Below are 17,034 nucleotides of genomic sequence, written 5' to 3' on the forward strand. Positions count from 1 at the left end.
TCATTAACTTGGTCATGCCGCCGCCGATGTTGAGCGGAGGCCACAGGTCGGCCGGAAGTGAGGAGCCACGATGACGACGGCCGTGACCGGTGAACACCACGCGAGTGTGCAGCGGATACAACTCAGAATCAGCGGGATGTCGTGCTCTGCGTGCGCCCACCGTGTGGAATCGACCCTCAACAAGCTGCCGGGGGTTCGGGCAGCTGTGAACTTCGGCACCCGGGTGGCAACCATCGACACCAGCGAGGCGGTCGACGCTGCCGCGCTGTGCCAGGCGGTCCGCCGCGCGGGCTATCAGGCCGATCTGTGCACGGATGACGGTCGGAGCGCGAGTGATCCGGACGCCGACCACGCTCGACAGCTGCTGATCCGGCTAGCGATCGCCGCCGTGCTGTTTGTGCCCGTGGCCGATCTGTCGGTGATGTTTGGGGTCGTGCCTGCCACGCGCTTCACCGGCTGGCAGTGGGTGCTAAGCGCGCTGGCACTGCCGGTCGTGACCTGGGCGGCGTGGCCGTTTCACCGCGTTGCGATGCGCAACGCCCGCCACCACGCCGCCTCCATGGAGACGCTAATCTCGGTCGGTATCACGGCCGCCACGATCTGGTCGCTGTACACCGTCTTCGGCAATCACTCGCCCATCGAGCGCAGCGGCATATGGCAGGCGCTGCTGGGAAGCGATGCTATTTATTTCGAGGTCGCGGCGGGTGTCACGGTGTTCGTGCTGGTGGGGCGGTATTTCGAGGCGCGCGCCAAGTCGCAGGCGGGCAGTGCGCTGAGAGCCTTGGCGGCGCTGAGCGCCAAGGAAGTAGCCGTCCTGCTACCGGATGGGTCGGAGATGGTCATCCCGGCCGACGAACTCAAAGAACAGCAGCGCTTCGTGGTGCGTCCAGGGCAGATAGTTGCCGCCGACGGCCTCGCCGTCGACGGGTCCGCTGCGGTCGACATGAGCGCGATGACCGGCGAGGCCAAACCGACCCGGGTGCGTCCGGGGGGGCAGGTCATCGGCGGCACCACAGTGCTTGACGGCCGGCTGATCGTGGAGGCGGCCGCGGTGGGCGCCGACACCCAGTTCGCCGGAATGGTCCGCCTCGTTGAGCAAGCGCAGGCGCAAAAGGCCGACGCACAGCGACTAGCCGACCGGATCTCCTCGGTGTTTGTTCCCGCTGTGTTGGTTATCGCGGCACTAACCGCAGCCGGATGGCTAATCGCCGGGGGACAACCCGACCGTGCCGTCTCGGCCGCACTCGCCGTGCTTGTCATCGCCTGCCCGTGTGCCCTGGGGCTGGCGACTCCGACCGCGATGATGGTGGCCTCTGGTCGCGGTGCCCAGCTCGGAATATTTCTGAAGGGCTACAAATCGTTGGAGGCCACCCGCGCGGTGGACACCGTCGTCTTCGACAAGACCGGCACCCTGACGACGGGCCGGCTGCAGGTCAGTGCGGTGACCGCGGCACCGGGCTGGGAGGCCGACCAGGTGCTCGCCTTGGCCGCGACCGTGGAAGCCGCGTCCGAGCACTCGGTGGCGCTCGCGATCGCCGCGGCAACGACTCGGCGAGACGCGGTCACCGACTTTCGCGCCATACCCGGCCGCGGCGTCAGCGGCACCGTGTCCGGGCGGGCGGTACGGGTGGGCAAACCGTCATGGATCGGGTCCTCGTCGTGCCACCCCAACATGCGCGCGGCCCGGCGCCACGCCGAATCGCTGGGTGAGACGGCCGTATTCGTCGAGGTCGACGGCGAACCATGCGGGGTCATCGCGGTCGCCGACGCCGTCAAGGACTCGGCGCGAGACGCCGTGGCCGCCCTGGCCGATCGTGGTCTGCGCACCATGCTGTTGACCGGTGACAATCCCGAATCGGCGGCGGCCGTGGCTACTCGCGTCGGCATCGACGAGGTGATCGCCGACATCCTGCCGGAAGGCAAGGTCGATGTCATCGAGCAGCTACGCGACCGCGGACATGTCGTCGCCATGGTCGGTGACGGCATCAACGACGGACCCGCACTGGCCCGTGCCGATCTAGGCATGGCCATCGGGCGCGGCACGGACGTCGCGATCGGTGCCGCCGACATCATCTTGGTCCGCGACCACCTCGACGTTGTACCCCTTGCGCTTGACCTGGCAAGGGCCACGATGCGCACCGTCAAACTCAACATGGTCTGGGCATTCGGATACAACATCGCCGCGATTCCCGTCGCCGCTGCCGGACTGCTCAACCCCCTGGTGGCCGGTGCGGCCATGGCGTTCTCATCGTTCTTCGTGGTCTCAAACAGCTTGCGGTTGCGCAAATTTGGGCGATACCCGCTAGGCTGCGGAACCGTCGGTGGGCCACAAATGACCGCGCCGTCGTCCGCGTGATGCGTTGTCGGGCAACACGATATCGGGCTCAGCGGCGACCGCATCCGGTCTCGGCCGAGGACCAGAGGCGCTTCGCCACACCATGATTGCCAGGACCGCGCCGATCACCACCGGCAGATGAGTCAAAATCCGCGTGGTGCTGACCGCGCCGGACAGCGCATCCACAATCACATAGCCGGTCAGTATGGCGACGAACGCCGTCAGAACACCGGCCAGGCCGGCGGCGGCGCTCGGCCATAGCGCCGCGCCCACCATGATCACACCGAGCGCAATCGACCACGACGTGGACTCGTTGAGCAAGTGGGTGCCGGCACCCGTCGGGTGCTGATGGGTCAGGCCGACGTCTAGGCCAAACCCCTGCACGGTGCCCAGGGCGATCTGCGCGATGCCCACGCACAGCAACGCCCAACGTCGCCAGGTCATCGGTGAATGTTGCCGCCGCGGCGCCCGGCGGATCCCGAGGCGCCCAACAGGCGGGACAACCGGGCGGGACTCGGCGAGCCGACGCAGATCACCAGCCTGGCTGGCCACCTGGGTAAACCATGCGCGACAGGCGCTGCACTCGCCCAGGTGTTCATCGACTCTCGCCGAGGGCACCGGTGCGCGCTCGCCGTCGAGTCGTGCCGACAGCGCTTCGCGCGCGACCTCGCAGTCCATGCCATCAATAGTCGCGCAATGCCGACGGATTGCTCCAGCGGGCTCGGACCACATCGCCGCGGGCACACCCCTGCAGCCTTGCAAAACGGTTGATGCGTGGTGGTTAAAGCTCCCGGCCGTTGTGGCTTGTGCGAGCACGGTGGCCCGGGTGGTGCGTGAGCGCCGTGGGGCTCGCGTTCAGGGGTCAATCGGGTTTGTCGTCGTCGTCTTGGTTGTGGAGGAATCGTTCGGGGTGGTGGAAGGTGTTGGTGCGGGGTTGGCCGTGGTCGAGGTGGGGTGGTGGTAGCCATTCGGTGTGGCCGTGGGTGTTGTTGTGGGTGGTCCAGCCTTTTTCGGCGAGTCGGTTGTCGGGGCCGCAGGCCAGGGTCAGCTCGGTGATGTCGGTGCGTCCGGTGCTGGTCCAGGCGGTGACGTGGTGGGCTTGGCTGTGGTAGGCCGGTGCGTCACAGCCGGGTTTGGTGCAGCCGCGGTCGTTGGCGAACAGCATGATCCGCTGGGCCGGGGAGGCTAGGCGTTTGGTGTGATACAGCGCCAGGGGTGTGCCGTGGTCGAAGATCGCCTGGGGGTACCTCCCGCTTGCGGGGGAGTAGTGGTGGGCGTGGCTGGTCATGCGGATCACATCGGCCATGGGTAGCAGGGTGCCGCCGCCGGTGAAGCCCTTGCCGGCGCCGGTTTGCAGGTCGGTCAGGGTGGTGGTGACCACGATCGAGACGGGAAGACCGTTGTGTTGGCCCAGTTTCCCGGAGGCGATCAGCGCGCGCAGCCCGGCCAGCAGCCCGTCGTGGTTGCGTTGGGCTTGGCTGCGGGTGTCGCGGTCGATGGCGGCCGCATCGGGGGTGGTGTCGATGACCGGGGTGTGGTCGTCGGGGTTGGTCGCGCCGGGGGCGGCCAGTTTGGCTAGCACGGCTTCAAAGGTGGCCCGCGCTTGGGGGGTCAGGTAGCCACTTAGCCGTGACATGCCGTCGTATTGCTGGTTGCTCAGGGTGATGCCGCGTTTGCGGGCGCGTTCGGTGTCGGTGAGGTCGCCGTCGGGGTGTAGCCAGTCCATGACCCGCTGGGCGTAGCGGGCCAGCTCGTCGGGACGATATTGAGCGGCTTTGCCGGCCAGGTCGGCTTCGGCGGCCTGGCGGGTGGACACATCCACCGCGGCGGGCAGGTGGGCGAAAAAGGGCGCGAATCACTTTGACGTGCGCCTCGCCGATCAGGCCCTGGCGTTGGGCGGTGGCGGTGGCGGTCAACTGCGGGGCCAACGGTTCGCCAGTGAGCGCCCGACGTTGCCCTAAGGCTTGGCTTCGGCGCTGCGTCGGCCGGCTTCGGGCTTGGTGATGCGCAGCCGGTTGGCCAGCGCGCAGCACAGCGTGCCGCCCAGTTCTTCCTCGCTGGCTTGGGTGTCGAGTTGGTTGATCAACGTGTGCTGGGCCGCCGGTAGCCGGCGCGCCAAGCATTCCAGACGTTCCAGAGACCGCAGCCGTTCCGGGGTGCTCAGCACCTCAAAGGACACCTCGTCCAAGCGGTCCAGGTCGGCATCCAGCGCGTCGAAGACCTCGACAAGCTCCTCCCGGCTATTCGCTAACATGTTCGAATCATAACGTCGGGCACTGACAAAGAGCGCCCCGCTGATAACCGTGAAACTGAAGTGACACAAGGGATTTACCCAGATCCTACGAGTTGATACGGGAAGGTACCGCACCTTTCCTGGGCGCGATGGGAACTTTCTGCCCGTTATGGCCGACTAACACCGCGGGTGAAGCAAAGCGCTGCCTAGGCAAGGAGGTGAGTCCTGGCGGCCACGATATGGATGGCTATACCACCGGAGGTGCACTCGGGCCTGTTGAGCGCCGGGTGCGGTCCGGGATCATTGCTTGTTGCCGCGCAGCAGTGGCAAGAACTTAGTGATCAGTACGCACTCGCATGCGCCGAGTTGGGCCAATTGTTGGGCGAGGTTCAGGCCAGCAGCTGGCAGGGAACCGCCGCCACCCAGTACGTGGCTGCCCATGGCCCCTATCTGGCCTGGCTTGAGCAAACCGCGATCAACAGCGCCGTCACCGCCGCACAGCACGTAGCGGCTGCCGCTGCCTACTGCAGCGCCCTGGCCGCGATGCCCACCCCAGCAGAGCTGGCCGCCAACCACGCCATTCATGGCGTTCTGATCGCCACCAACTTCTTCGGGATCAACACCGTTCCGATCGCGCTCAACGAAGCCGATTATGTCCGCATGTGGCTGCAAGCCGCCGACACCATGGCCGCCTACCAGGCCGTCGCCGATGCGGCCACGGTGGCCGTACCGTCCACCCAACCGGCGCCACCGATCCGCGCGCCCGGCGGCGATGCCGCAGATACCCGGCTAGACGTATTGAGTTCAATTGGTCAGCTCATCCGGGATATCTTGGATTTCATTGCCAACCCGTACAAGTATTTTCTGGAGTTTTTCGAGCAATTCGGCTTCAGCCCGGCCGTAACGGTCGTCCTTGCCCTTGTTGCCCTGCAGCTGTACGACTTTCTTTGGTATCCCTATTACGCCTCGTACGGCCTGCTCCTGCTTCCGTTCTTCACTCCCACCTTGAGCGCGTTGACCGCCCTAAGCGCGCTGATCCATTTGCTGAACCTGCCCCCGGCTGGACTGCTTCCTATCGCCGCAGCGCTCGGTCCCGGCGACCAATGGGGCGCAAACTTGGCTGTGGCTGTCACGCCGGCCACGGCGGCCGTGCCCGGCGGAAGCCCGCCCACCAGCAACCCCGCGCCCGCCGCTCCCAGCTCGAACTCGGTTGGCAGCGCTTCGGCTGCACCCGGCATCAGCTATGCCGTGCCCGGCCTGGCGCCACCCGGGGTTAGCTCTGGCCCTAAAGCCGGCACCAAATCACCTGACACCGCCGCCGACACCCTTGCAACCGCGGGCGCAGCACGACCGGGCCTCGCCCGAGCCCACCGAAGAAAGCGCAGCGAAAGCGGCGTCGGGATACGCGGTTACCGCGACGAATTTTTGGACGCGACCGCCACGGTGGACGCCGCTACGGATGTGCCCGCTCCCGCCAACGCGGCTGGCAGTCAAGGTGCCGGCACTCTCGGCTTTGCCGGTACCGCACCGACAACCAGCGGCGCCGCGGCCGGAATGGTTCAACTGTCGTCGCACAGCACAAGCACTACAGTCCCGTTGCTGCCCACTACCTGGACAACCGACGCCGAACAATGAACAAGGAGAAAAGAACCGATGACGCTTAAGGTCAAAGGCGAGGGACTCGGTGCGCAGGTCACAGGGGTCGATCCCAAGAATCTGGACGATATAACCACCGACGAGATCCGGGATATCGTTTACACGAACAAGCTCGTTGTGCTAAAAGACGTCCATCCGTCTCCGCGGGAGTTCATCAAACTCGGCAGGATAATTGGACAAATCGTTCCGTATTACGAACCCATGTACCATCACGAAGACCACCCGGAGATCTTTGTCTCCTCCACTGAGGAAGGTCAGGGGGTCCCAAAAACCGGCGCGTTCTGGCATATCGACTATATGTTTATGCCGGAACCTTTCGCGTTTTCCATGGTGCTGCCGCTGGCGGTGCCTGGACACGACCGCGGGACCTATTTCATCGATCTCGCCAGGGTCTGGCAGTCGCTGCCCGCCGCCAAGCGAGACCCGGCCCGCGGAACCGTCAGCACCCACGACCCTCGACGCCACATCAAGATCCGACCCAGCGACGTCTACCGGCCCATCGGAGAGGTATGGGACGAGATCAACCGGACCACGCCCCCAATAAAGTGGCCTACGGTCATCCGGCACCCAAAGACCGGCCAAGAGATCCTCTACATCTGCGCGACGGGCACCACCAAGATCGAGGACAAGGACGGCAATCCGGTTGATCCGGAGGTGCTGCAAGAACTCATGGCCGCGACCGGACAGCTCGATCCTGAGTACCAGTCGCCGTTCATACATACTCAGCACTACCAGGTTGGCGACATCATCTTGTGGGACAACCGGGTTCTCATGCACCGAGCGAAGCACGGCAGCGCCGCGGGCACTCTGACGACCTACCGCCTGACCATGCTTGATGGCCTCAAGACGCCGGGATACGCGGCATGAGCCACACCGACTTGACGCCCTGCACACGGGTGCTGGCATCCAGCGGCACGGTTCCGATCGCAGAGGAACTGCTGGCCAGAGTGCTCGAGCCCTACTCCTGCAAAGGATGTCGCTACCTCATCGACGCACAGTACAGCGCCACCGAGGATTCGGTTCTTGCCTATGGCAACTTCACGATCGGTGAGTCCGCCTATATTCGAAGCACGGGGCACTTCAACGCGGTCGAACTGATTCTGTGTTTCAATCAGCTCGCCTACAGCGCCTTCGCTCCGGCCGTCCTCAACGAGGAAATCCGGGTGCTTCGCGGCTGGTCGATCGACGACTACTGCCAACACCAGCTCTCTAGCATGCTGATCAGGAAGGCATCATCGCGGTTCAGAAAACCGCTGAACCCGCAAAAGTTCTCTGCCCGCCTCCTGTGTCGAGATCTGCAGGTCATCGAACGAACCTGGCGCTATCTCAAGGTCCCGTGCGTCATCGAGTTCTGGGACGAGAACGGCGGGGCGGCGTCCGGTGAGATCGAACTAGCGGCCCTCAACATTCCGTAATCCAATGGGAGGAAAGAAGTTTCAAGCTATGCCTCAGTTGCCATCTACCGTGCTGGACCGGGTCTTCGAGCAGGCACGGCAGCAGCCGGAAGCAATCGCCTTGCGTCGCTGCGACGGCACTAGCGCACTGCGGTACCGTGAACTCGTCGCCGAAGTTGGTGGCCTTGCCGCGGATTTGCGTGCCCAGTCGGTTAGCCGGGGTTCTAGGGTGCTGGTCATTTCCGACAATGGACCCGAGACGTACCTGTCGGTGCTGGCGTGTGCAAAGCTCGGGGCGATCGCCGTCATGGCCGACGGCAATCTTCCGATCGCAGCCATCGAACGATTCTGTCAGATCACCGACCCCGCAGCGGCTCTCGTCGCACCAGGGAGCAAGATGGCATCTTCCGCCGTTCCCGAGGCGCTGCACTCGATACCAGTGATCGCGGTCGACATAGCCGCTGTTACACGGGAATCCGAGCATTCCTTGGATGCAGCCAGCCTCGCCGGGAACGCGGACCAGGGGAGCGAGGATCCGCTGGCGATGATCTTCACCAGCGGTACCACGGGCGAGCCCAAGGCTGTGCTACTGGCCAACCGCACCTTCTTCGCCGTCCCGGACATCTTGCAAAAAGAGGGTTTGAACTGGGTCACTTGGGTCGTCGGCGAAACCACCTACTCGCCGCTGCCGGCGACGCACATCGGTGGACTGTGGTGGATACTTACCTGCCTGATGCACGGCGGGTTGTGTGTCACCGGCGGCGAGAATACGACATCGTTGCTGGAGATTCTCACCACGAACGCGGTGGCGACGACGTGCCTAGTGCCAACGCTTCTTTCGAAGTTAGTTTCTGAACTGAAGTCCGCCAACGCGACGGTTCCCTCGCTGCGCCTAGTTGGATACGGTGGTTCGCGGGCGATCGCGGCCGATGTGCGGTTTATCGAAGCTACCGGCGTGCGCACCGCACAGGTCTACGGATTGAGCGAGACCGGTTGCACGGCTTTGTGTTTGCCGACCGATGACGGCTCGATCGTCAAGATCGAAGCAGGTGCTGTTGGCCGTCCGTACCCTGGCGTGGACGTCTATCTTGCCGCTACCGATGGCATCGGCCCTACCGCCCCCGGCGCCGGCCCGTCCGCCTCGTTCGGCACGCTATGGATTAAGTCACCGGCCAACATGCTGGGCTACTGGAACAATCCCGAACGCACCGCAGAGGTGCTGATTGACGGCTGGGTGAACACCGGTGACCTGCTGGAGCGCCGCGAGGACGGCTTCTTCTACATCAAGGGAAGATCCTCGGAGATGATCATCTGTGGTGGCGTGAACATTGCGCCCGACGAGGTCGATCGCATCGCGGAGGGCGTGTCGGGCGTCCGCGAGGCCGCGTGCTACGAGATTCCTGACGAAGAGTTCGGCGCGCTGGTGGGCCTGGCCGTGGTCGCATCGGCAGAGCTTGACGAGTCGGCAGCCCGGGCGCTCAAGCACACGATTGCGGCTCGTTTTCGACGGGAGTCCGAGCCGATGGCGCGGCCGTCGACAATTGTGATCGTCACCGACATTCCACGAACGCAGTCCGGCAAGGTCATGCGGGCCTCGCTTGCAGCGGCGGCAACAGCAGACAAGGCCAGAGTGGTCGTTCGTGGCTGAGCCGGTGCGGGACCGAATCCTCGCCGCCGTCTGCGACGTGTTGTATATCGACGAGGCGGATCTCATTGATGGCGACGAAACGGATCTCCGCGACCTCGGGCTGGACTCTGTTCGGTTTGTTCTGCTGATGAAGCAGCTAGGCGTGAACCGACAATCCGAACTGCCGTCCCGATTGGCCGCGAACCCGTCGATTGCGGGTTGGCTTCGCGAGCTGGAGGCTGTGTGCACCGAGTTCGGTTAAGCCGCTCGCAGCGCAACCTCTACAACGGCGTGCGCCAGGATAACAATCCCGCGTTATATCTGATCGGCAAGAGCTATCGGTTCCGCCGGTTGGAGCTGGCGAGATTCCTGGCCGCTCTGCACGCAACGGTACTGGACAACCCCGTGCAACTTTGCGTCCTGGAGAATTCGGGGGCAGACTATCCGGATCTGGTGCCGCGGCTACGGTTCGGCGACATCGTGCGGGTGGGGTCAGCCGATGAGCACCTGCAGAGCACATGGTGTTCGGGCATCCTGGGCAAGCCACTGGTGCGGCATACGGTGCACACCGACCCGAACGGGTATGTGACCGGTCTGGACGTTCACACCCACCACATCCTGCTGGACGGCGGCGCGACCGGGACGATCGAAGCTGACCTGGCGCGTTACCTGACCACCGACCCGGCGGGCGAAACCCCCAGTGTCGGTGCGGGTCTAGCCAAGCTCAGGGAGGCGCACCGTCGTGAGACGGCCAAGGTGGAAGAATCGCGGGGGCGCCTGTCGGCTGTCGTGCAGCGTGAACTCGCCGACGAAGCATACCACGGCGGGCACGGGCACAGCGTTAGCGACGCTCCCGGGACCGCGGCCAAGGGCGTCCTGCACGAATCGGCAACGATCTGCGGCAACGCGTTTGATGCCATCCTGACCCTTTCGGAAGCGCAGCGGGTCCCGCTTAATGTGCTGGTGGCTGCGGCGGCCGTCGCGGTGGACGCGAGCCTTCGGCAGAACACCGAAACCCTCTTGGTGCACACGGTGGACAACCGGTTCGGAGATTCTGATCTGAATGTCGCGACCTGTTTGGTCAATTCGGTTGCCCAGACCGTCCGGTTTCCCCCATTTGCGTCGGTGTCCGATGTCGTTCGAACGCTTGACCGCGGCTATGTCAAGGCGGTAAGACGCCGGTGGCTTCGTGAGGAGCATTACCGCCGAATGTATTTGGCGATCAACCGGACATCTCACGTGGAGGCGTTGACGCTAAATTTCATTCGCGAGCCATGCGCACCTGGCCTGCGCCCGTTCTTGTCGGAGGTCCCGATTGCCACGGATATCGGTCCGGTCGAGGGCATGACGGTGGCGTCTGTTCTGGACGAAGAACAGCGCACACTGAACCTAGCCATCTGGAACCGAGCCGATCTGCCCGCGTGCAAGACACACCCCAAGGTCGCGGAACGGATAGCGGCAGCGTTGGAATCGATGGCGGCGATGTGGGATCGGCCGATCGCCATGATCGTCAACGACTGGTTCGGGATCGGCCCGGACGGGACTCGCTGCCAAGGCGATTGGCCAGCCCGTCAGCCGTCGACGCCCGCGTGGTTTCTCGATTCCGCAAGGGGCGTCCACCAATTTCTCGGCAGGCGCCGCTTCGTCTACCCGTGGGTCGCGTGGTTGGTGCAACGCGGCGCCGCACCGGGTGATGTTCTGGTGTTCACCGACGACGACACCGACAAGACCATTGACCTGCTCATCGCGTGTCACCTTGCGGGTTGCGGGTACAGCGTCTGCGACACCGCTGACGAAATTTCCGTGCGGACCAATGCGATTACCGAGCACGGCGATGGCATCTTGGTGACAGTGGTCGACGTGGCCGCCACCCAGCTGGCGGTTGTCGGCCATGACGAGCTGCGGAAGGTCGTTGACGAGCGCGTCACACAGGTGACACACGACGCACTGCTGGCCACCAAGACCGCCTACATCATGCCGACCTCGGGAACTACCGGACAACCCAAGCTGGTGCGAATCTCACACGGCTCGCTCGCGGTTTTCTGTGATGCGATCAGCCGCGCCTACGGTTGGGGAGCCCACGACACCGTTCTGCAGTGCGCTCCGTTGACATCGGACATCAGCGTCGAGGAGATTTTCGGTGGCGCGGCCTGTGGCGCGCGACTGGTGCGATCCGCGGCTATGAAAACCGGCGACCTGGCGGCGCTGGTTGACGATCTCGTCGCCCGCGAGACGACAATCGTCGACCTGCCGACCGCCGTCTGGCAGCTGTTGTGCGCCGACGGCGACGCCATTGACGCGATCGGCCGCTCGCGCCTGCGGCAGATCGTAATCGGCGGTGAAGCCATCCGCTGTAGCGCCGTGGACAAGTGGCTTGAATCGGCTGCTTCACAAGGGATCTCGCTGCTCTCGAGCTATGGTCCAACAGAAGCCACGGTCGTCGCCACCTTCTTGCCGATCGTTTGCGACCAGACCACCATGGACGGCGCACTGCTCAGGCTCGGCCGGCCGATCCTACCGAACACGGTGTTCCTCGCGTTCGGTGAAGTCGTCATTGTCGGGGATTTAGTCGCCGACGGCTACCTCGGGATCGACGGCGACGGCTTCGGCACCGTGACGGCCGCAGACGGTTCCCGACGCCGTGCCTTTGCCACTGGCGACCGGGTGACCGTCGACGCCGAAGGATTTCCGGTCTTCTCCGGACGCAAAGACGCCGTCGTCAAGATCTCCGGCAAGCGTGTCGATATCGCTGAGGTAACCAGGCGCATCGCCGAAGACCCCGCGGTGTCAGATGTCGCCGTCGAGTTGCACAGCGGAAGCCTCGGAGTGTGGTTCAAGAGCCAACGGACCCGCGAGGGCGAACAAGACGCTGCCGCGGCGACCCGGATCAGGCTCGTCCTCGTGAGTCTGGGAGTGTCGTCGTTTTTCGTTGTCGGCGTGCCGAATATCCCGAGGAAGCCCAACGGGAAGATCGACAGCGACAACCTGCCGAGGCTGCCTCAGTGGTCAGCTGCTGGGCTAAACACCGCCGAGACGGGTCAGCGAGCGGCCGGCCTCTCGCAGATCTGGAGCCGGCAGCTCGGCCGGGCAATCGGGCCGGACTCGTCGCTGCTTGGTGAGGGCATCGGCTCGTTGGATCTCATCAGAATACTGCCCGAGACGCGTAGGTATCTGGGGTGGCGCCTCTCGCTGCTGGATCTGATCGGTGCCGATACCGCCGCCAATCTGGCCGATTACGCGCCAACGCCCGACGCGCCGACGGGCGAAGATCGGTTTAGGCCGCTGGTGGCCGCGCAACGGCCCGCGGCGATTCCGTTGTCGTTTGCCCAGCGGCGACTATGGTTTCTCGACCAGTTACAGCGACCCGCTCCGGTCTACAACATGGCGGTGGCGTTGCGGCTGCGCGGGTATCTCGATACCGAGGCGTTGGGCGCGGCGGTCGCCGATGTCGTGGGCCGCCACGAAAGCCTACGGACGGTGTTTCCGGCGGTCGACGGGGTCCCTCGGCAGCTGGTCATCGAAGCGCGGCGGGCAGATCTTGGCTGCGACATCGTCGATGCCACCGCATGGCCGGCTGACCGGCTGCAACGGGCCATCGAGGAGGCGGCGCGCCACAGCTTCGATTTGGCAACCGAGATACCTTTGCGGACGTGGCTTTTCCGGATCGCCGACGACGAACATGTGCTGGTGGCGGTTGCACACCATATCGCCGCCGACGGCTGGTCGGTGGCTCCGCTGACGGCCGATCTGAGTGCGGCATATGCCAGCCGTTGTGCGGGTCGGGCACCGGACTGGGCGCCATTGCCAGTGCAGTATGTCGATTACACGCTGTGGCAGCGGGAAATCCTCGGTGATCTCGACGACAGCGACAGCCCGATCGCCGCGCAGCTGGCCTACTGGGAAAATGCGTTGGCCGGTATGCCGGAACGGCTGCGGCTGCCCACCGCTCGGCCCTATCCACCGGTTGCCGATCAGCGCGGCGCCAGTTTGGTGGTGGATTGGCCGGCGTCGGTGCAACAGCAGGTGCGTCGGATCGCCCGCCAGCACAACGCGACCAGCTTCATGGTGGTAGCTGCCGGGCTTGCCGTGCTGCTGTCGAAACTCAGCGGAAGCCCCGATGTGGCGGTCGGATTTCCCATCGCCGGCCGCAGCGATCCTGCGCTGGATAACTTGGTGGGCTTTTTTGTCAACACCTTGGTGTTGCGGGTCAACCTGGCCGGTGATCCCAGCTTCGCCGAACTGCTGGGGCAGGTGCGAGCGCGCAGCCTGGCCGCCTACGAAAATCAAGACGTACCTTTCGAGGTGCTCGTTGATCGCCTCAAACCCACTCGAGCCCTGACCCATCACCCGCTGATCCAGGTGATGTTGGCCTGGCAGGACAATCCGGTTGGACAGCTGAATTTGGGTGATCTGCAGGCCACCCCGATGCCGATCGACACCCGCACCGCCCGCATGGACTTGGTGTTTTCGTTAGCGGAACGCTTCAGCGAGGGTAGCGAACCTGCCGGGATCGGCGGAGCGGTGGAATACCGCACCGATGTGTTTGAAGCCCAAGCAATCGACGTGCTTATCGAGCGGTTGCGGAAGGTGTTGGTGGCGGTGGCCGCTGCTCCGGAACGGACGGTGTCGTCGATCGATGCGCTGGATGGGACCGAGCGTGCCCGGTTGGATGAGTGGGGTAACCGCGCTGTGCTGACTGCGCCCGCGCCCACGCCGGTGTCGATCCCGCAGATGTTGGCCGCCCAGGTGGCACGTATCCCCGAAGCGGAGGCGGTGTGTTGCGGGGACGCGTCGATGACGTATCGGGAACTCGACGAGGCGTCCAACCGGTTAGCGCATCGGCTGGCAGGTTGTGGGGCCGGCCCGGGCGAGTGTGTGGCGCTGCTGTTCGAGCGGTGCGCGCCGGCGGTCGTGGCGATGGTGGCAGTGCTCAAAACCGGGGCGGCGTATCTGCCGATCGATCCGGCGAATCCTCCGCCGCGGGTGGCGTTCATGCTCGGCGACGCGGTGCCCGTGGCCGCGGTCACCACGGCTGGGCTGCGCTCCCGGTTGGCGGGACACGACTTGCCGATCATCGATGTCGTCGATGCTTTAGCGGCATATCCGGGCACGCCCCCACCCATGCCGGCCGCAGTGAACCTCGCCTACATCCTGTACACCTCGGGCACTACCGGCGAGCCCAAAGGCGTGGGGATCACCCATCGCAACGTCACCAGGCTGTTCGCATCACTGCCGGCACGCTTGTCGGCGGCGCAGGTGTGGTCGCAGTGTCATTCCTATGGCTTCGACGCCTCGGCGTGGGAGATCTGGGGCGCGTTGCTAGGTGGTGGGCGACTGGTGATCGTGCCCGAGTCGGTGGCGGCCTCGCCGAACGACTTTCATGGGCTGCTCGTGGCCGAACACGTCAGCGTGCTGACTCAGACTCCGGCTGCGGTGGCAATGTTGCCGACGCAGGGTTTGGAGTCGGTGGCGTTGGTGGTGGCCGGTGAGGCATGTCCGGCAGCGCTGGTGGATCGGTGGGCGCCCGGGCGGGTGATGCTAAATGCTTATGGCCCAACCGAGACCACGATCTGTGCGGCGATAAGTGCGCCGTTGCGACCGGGTTCGGGGATGCCGCCGATTGGTGTTCCGGTGTCGGGGGCGGCGTTGTTTGTGCTGGATAGCTGGTTGCGCCCGGTACCGGCCGGGGTGGCCGGAGAGTTGTACATTGCCGGTGCGGGCGTCGGTGTTGGGTATTGGCGTCGGGCGGGGCTGACCGCGTCACGGTTTGTGGCCTGCCCATTCGGCGGTTCCGGGGCACGCATGTATCGCACCGGGGATCTGGTGTGTTGGCGCGCCGATGGCCAGTTGGAGTTCCTGGGGCGCACCGACGATCAGGTCAAGATCCGCGGGTATCGCATCGAGCTCGGCGAGGTTGCGACCGCGCTGGCCGAGCTGGCTGGGGTAGGTCAAGCGGTTGTAATCGCCCGTGAAGACCGCCCTGGGGACAAGCGCCTAGTCGGGTATGCCACCGAAATTGCCCCCGGGGCAGTGGACCCGGCCGGGCTGCGGGCGCAACTAGCCCAGCGATTGCCCGGTTACCTGGTGCCAGCCGCGGTGGTAGTGATCGATGCGCTTCCGTTGACGGTCAACGGCAAACTTGATCATCGTGCGTTGCCGGCACCGGAATACGGTGATACCAACGGATATCGCGCTCCGGCCGGGCCGGTTGAGAAGACCGTGGCCGGCATCTTTGCCCGGGTTCTTGGGCTTGAGCGGGTCGGCGTCGACGACTCGTTCTTCGAGCTCGGCGGCGATTCGCTGGCGGCAATGCGGGTTATCGCCGCGATCAACACCACCCTAAACGCCGATCTGCCGGTGCGCGCGTTGCTGCACGCGTCGTCGACGAGAGGTTTAAGCCAGCTGTTGGGGCGAGATGCCCGACCGACCAGCGATCCGCGCTTGGTGTCTGTGCACGGCGACAACCCCACCGAGGTGCATGCCAGCGACCTCACGCTGGACCGGTTCATCGACGCCGACACGCTGGCCACCGCCGTCAACCTGCCGGGCCCGAGCCCCGAGCTACGGACGGTCCTGCTGACGGGCGCGACGGGTTTCCTCGGACGGTATCTGGTCCTTGAATTGCTGCGGCGGCTGGACGTCGACGGCAGGCTGATCTGTTTGGTGCGGGCGGAGTCCGACGAGGATGCGCGGCGTCGTCTGGAGAAGACCTTCGATAGCGGTGACCCGGAATTGCTGCGGCACTTCAAGGAGCTTGCCGCCGACCGGCTGGAGGTCGTCGCAGGCGACAAGAGCGAACCCGACCTGGGCCTGGACCAACCGATGTGGCGGCGGCTGGCCGAAACCGTGGATTTGATTGTCGATTCCGCGGCGATGGTCAACGCGTTTCCCTACCACGAATTGTTCGGGCCCAACGTCGCGGGCACCGCCGAGCTGATCCGAATCGCGCTTACCACCAAGCTCAAACCCTTCACCTACGTGTCAACCGCCGACGTGGGTGCTGCGATCGAGCCGTCGGCGTTCACCGAGGACGCCGACATCCGGGTAATCAGCCCCACCCGCACCGTCGACGGCGGCTGGGCTGGCGGCTACGGCACCAGCAAGTGGGCCGGTGAGGTGCTGCTGCGCGAGGCCAACGACCTGTGCGCGCTGCCGGTCGCGGTGTTTCGCTGCGGGATGATCCTGGCCGACACCAGCTATGCCGGACAGCTCAACATGTCGGACTGGGTCACCCGGATGGTGTTGAGCTTGATGGCTACCGGCATCGCGCCTCGTTCGTTCTACGAACCGGACTCCGAGGGCAATCGGCAACGCGCGCACTTCGACGGGCTGCCAGTCACCTTCGTTGCCGAGGCGATCGCGGTGCTGGGCGCGCGGGTGGCCGGCTCATCGTTGGCGGGATTTGCGACCTATCACGTGATGAACCCGCACGACGACGGTATCGGGCTCGATGAGTATGTGGACTGGCTGATTGAGGCCGGCTACCCGATACGCCGCATCGATGACTTTGCGGAGTGGTTGCAGCGGTTTGAGGCCAGCCTGGGCGCTCTGCCGGATCGGCAACGCCGGCACTCGGTGCTGCCGATGCTGCTGGCGAGCAATTCCCAGCGATTGCAGCCGCTTAAGCCGACCAGGGGGTGCTCCGCGCCGACCGACCGATTCCGTGCCGCGGTGCGAGCGGCGAAAGTCGGCTCCGACAAGGACAATCCAGACATCCCGCACGTGTCGGCGCCGACCATCATCAACTACGTCACCAACCTACAACTGCTCGGACTGCTGTAGTTGCTCG

General features: G+C 64.8%; 10 protein-coding genes and 1 other annotated feature. Of the genes, 7 read left to right on the forward strand and 3 right to left on the reverse strand.

All coding sequences use genetic code 11. The features are described from left to right. Positions 1-70: 70 nt before the first annotated feature. Entirely contained in the window at positions 71-2,356 is a 2,286-nt protein-coding gene (gene ctpA / locus Rv0092) for a cation transporter ATPase A (RefSeq protein NP_214606.1), read from the forward strand. Here ctpA and Rv0093c read toward each other — a convergent pair. The 3 genes from Rv0093c to Rv0095c all read right to left on the reverse strand — a co-directional run bounded on the left by Rv0093c (position 2,303) and on the right by Rv0095c (position 4,703). Further along, positions 2,303-3,151, reverse strand: coding sequence for a membrane protein (locus tag Rv0093c; protein ID NP_214607.1), 849 nt, complete (start codon positions 3,149-3,151; stop codon positions 2,303-2,305). The two genes, ctpA and Rv0093c, sit on opposite strands and share 54 nt — an antisense overlap. Positions 3,152-3,197: 46 nt before the next feature. Beyond that, positions 3,198-4,151, reverse strand: coding sequence for a hypothetical protein (locus Rv0094c; protein NP_214608.1), 954 nt, complete (start codon positions 4,149-4,151; stop codon positions 3,198-3,200). Beyond that, positions 3,201-4,703 (reverse strand) — a repeat region (REP-2, len: 1503 nt. REP251, member of REP13E12 family.). It overlaps the preceding gene by 951 nt. Then, positions 4,293-4,703 carry a hypothetical protein gene (locus Rv0095c; RefSeq protein ID NP_214609.1) on the reverse strand — a complete coding sequence of 137 codons (411 nt, stop codon included), beginning with the start codon at positions 4,701-4,703 and terminating at the stop codon, positions 4,293-4,295. (Overlaps the previous feature by 411 nt.) A 108-nt stretch (positions 4,704-4,811) precedes the next feature. On the opposite strand from Rv0095c, the gene PPE1 reads away from it, so the two are divergent. Genes PPE1 through nrp form a run of 6 tightly spaced genes read left to right on the forward strand, consistent with a single transcriptional unit; the run spans position 4,812 to position 17,027 of the window. Further along, positions 4,812-6,203, forward strand: a complete 1,392-nt coding sequence (gene PPE1, locus Rv0096) for a PPE family protein PPE1 (RefSeq protein ID YP_177690.1) — start codon at positions 4,812-4,814, stop codon at positions 6,201-6,203. A gap of 18 nt (positions 6,204-6,221) precedes the next feature. After that, positions 6,222-7,091, forward strand: coding sequence for an oxidoreductase (locus Rv0097; protein ID NP_214611.1), 870 nt, complete (start codon positions 6,222-6,224; stop codon positions 7,089-7,091). Beyond that, positions 7,088-7,639: a fatty acyl CoA thioesterase FcoT gene (gene fcoT / locus Rv0098; protein ID NP_214612.1), complete on the forward strand. Its 552-nt coding sequence runs from the start codon at positions 7,088-7,090 to the stop codon at positions 7,637-7,639. Before Rv0097 ends, fcoT begins: the two co-directional genes overlap by 4 nt. Before the next feature lie 4 nt (positions 7,640-7,643). Further along, complete coding sequence (gene fadD10, locus Rv0099; RefSeq protein NP_214613.1) at positions 7,644-9,266, forward strand: fatty-acid--CoA ligase FadD10; 1,623 nt, start codon at positions 7,644-7,646, stop codon at positions 9,264-9,266. Positions 9,267-9,270: 4 nt separating this feature from the next. Further along, complete coding sequence (locus tag Rv0100; protein NP_214614.1) at positions 9,271-9,507, forward strand: hypothetical protein; 237 nt, start codon at positions 9,271-9,273, stop codon at positions 9,505-9,507. Beyond that, positions 9,489-17,027, forward strand: a complete 7,539-nt coding sequence (gene nrp / locus Rv0101) for a peptide synthetase Nrp (protein NP_214615.1) — start codon at positions 9,489-9,491, stop codon at positions 17,025-17,027. The genes Rv0100 and nrp overlap by 19 nt, the downstream gene beginning before the upstream one ends. Positions 17,028-17,034: the final 7 nt, after the last annotated feature.

This window comes from Mycobacterium tuberculosis H37Rv, assembly GCF_000195955.2.
GTDB classification, from domain to species: domain Bacteria; phylum Actinomycetota; class Actinomycetes; order Mycobacteriales; family Mycobacteriaceae; genus Mycobacterium; species Mycobacterium tuberculosis.

What these genes read in the sequence shown, in the direction of transcription:
- ctpA (NP_214606.1), top strand. Translation starts at nt 71, where the DNA reads ATGACGACGGCCGTGACCGGTGAACACCACGCGAGTGTGCAGCGGATA.
- PPE1 (YP_177690.1), top strand. Translation starts at nt 4,812, where the DNA reads ATGGCTATACCACCGGAGGTGCACTCGGGCCTGTTGAGCGCCGGGTGC.
- Rv0097 (NP_214611.1), top strand. Translation starts at nt 6,222, where the DNA reads ATGACGCTTAAGGTCAAAGGCGAGGGACTCGGTGCGCAGGTCACAGGG.
- fcoT (NP_214612.1), top strand. Translation starts at nt 7,088, where the DNA reads ATGAGCCACACCGACTTGACGCCCTGCACACGGGTGCTGGCATCCAGC.
- fadD10 (NP_214613.1), top strand. Translation starts at nt 7,644, where the DNA reads ATGGGAGGAAAGAAGTTTCAAGCTATGCCTCAGTTGCCATCTACCGTG.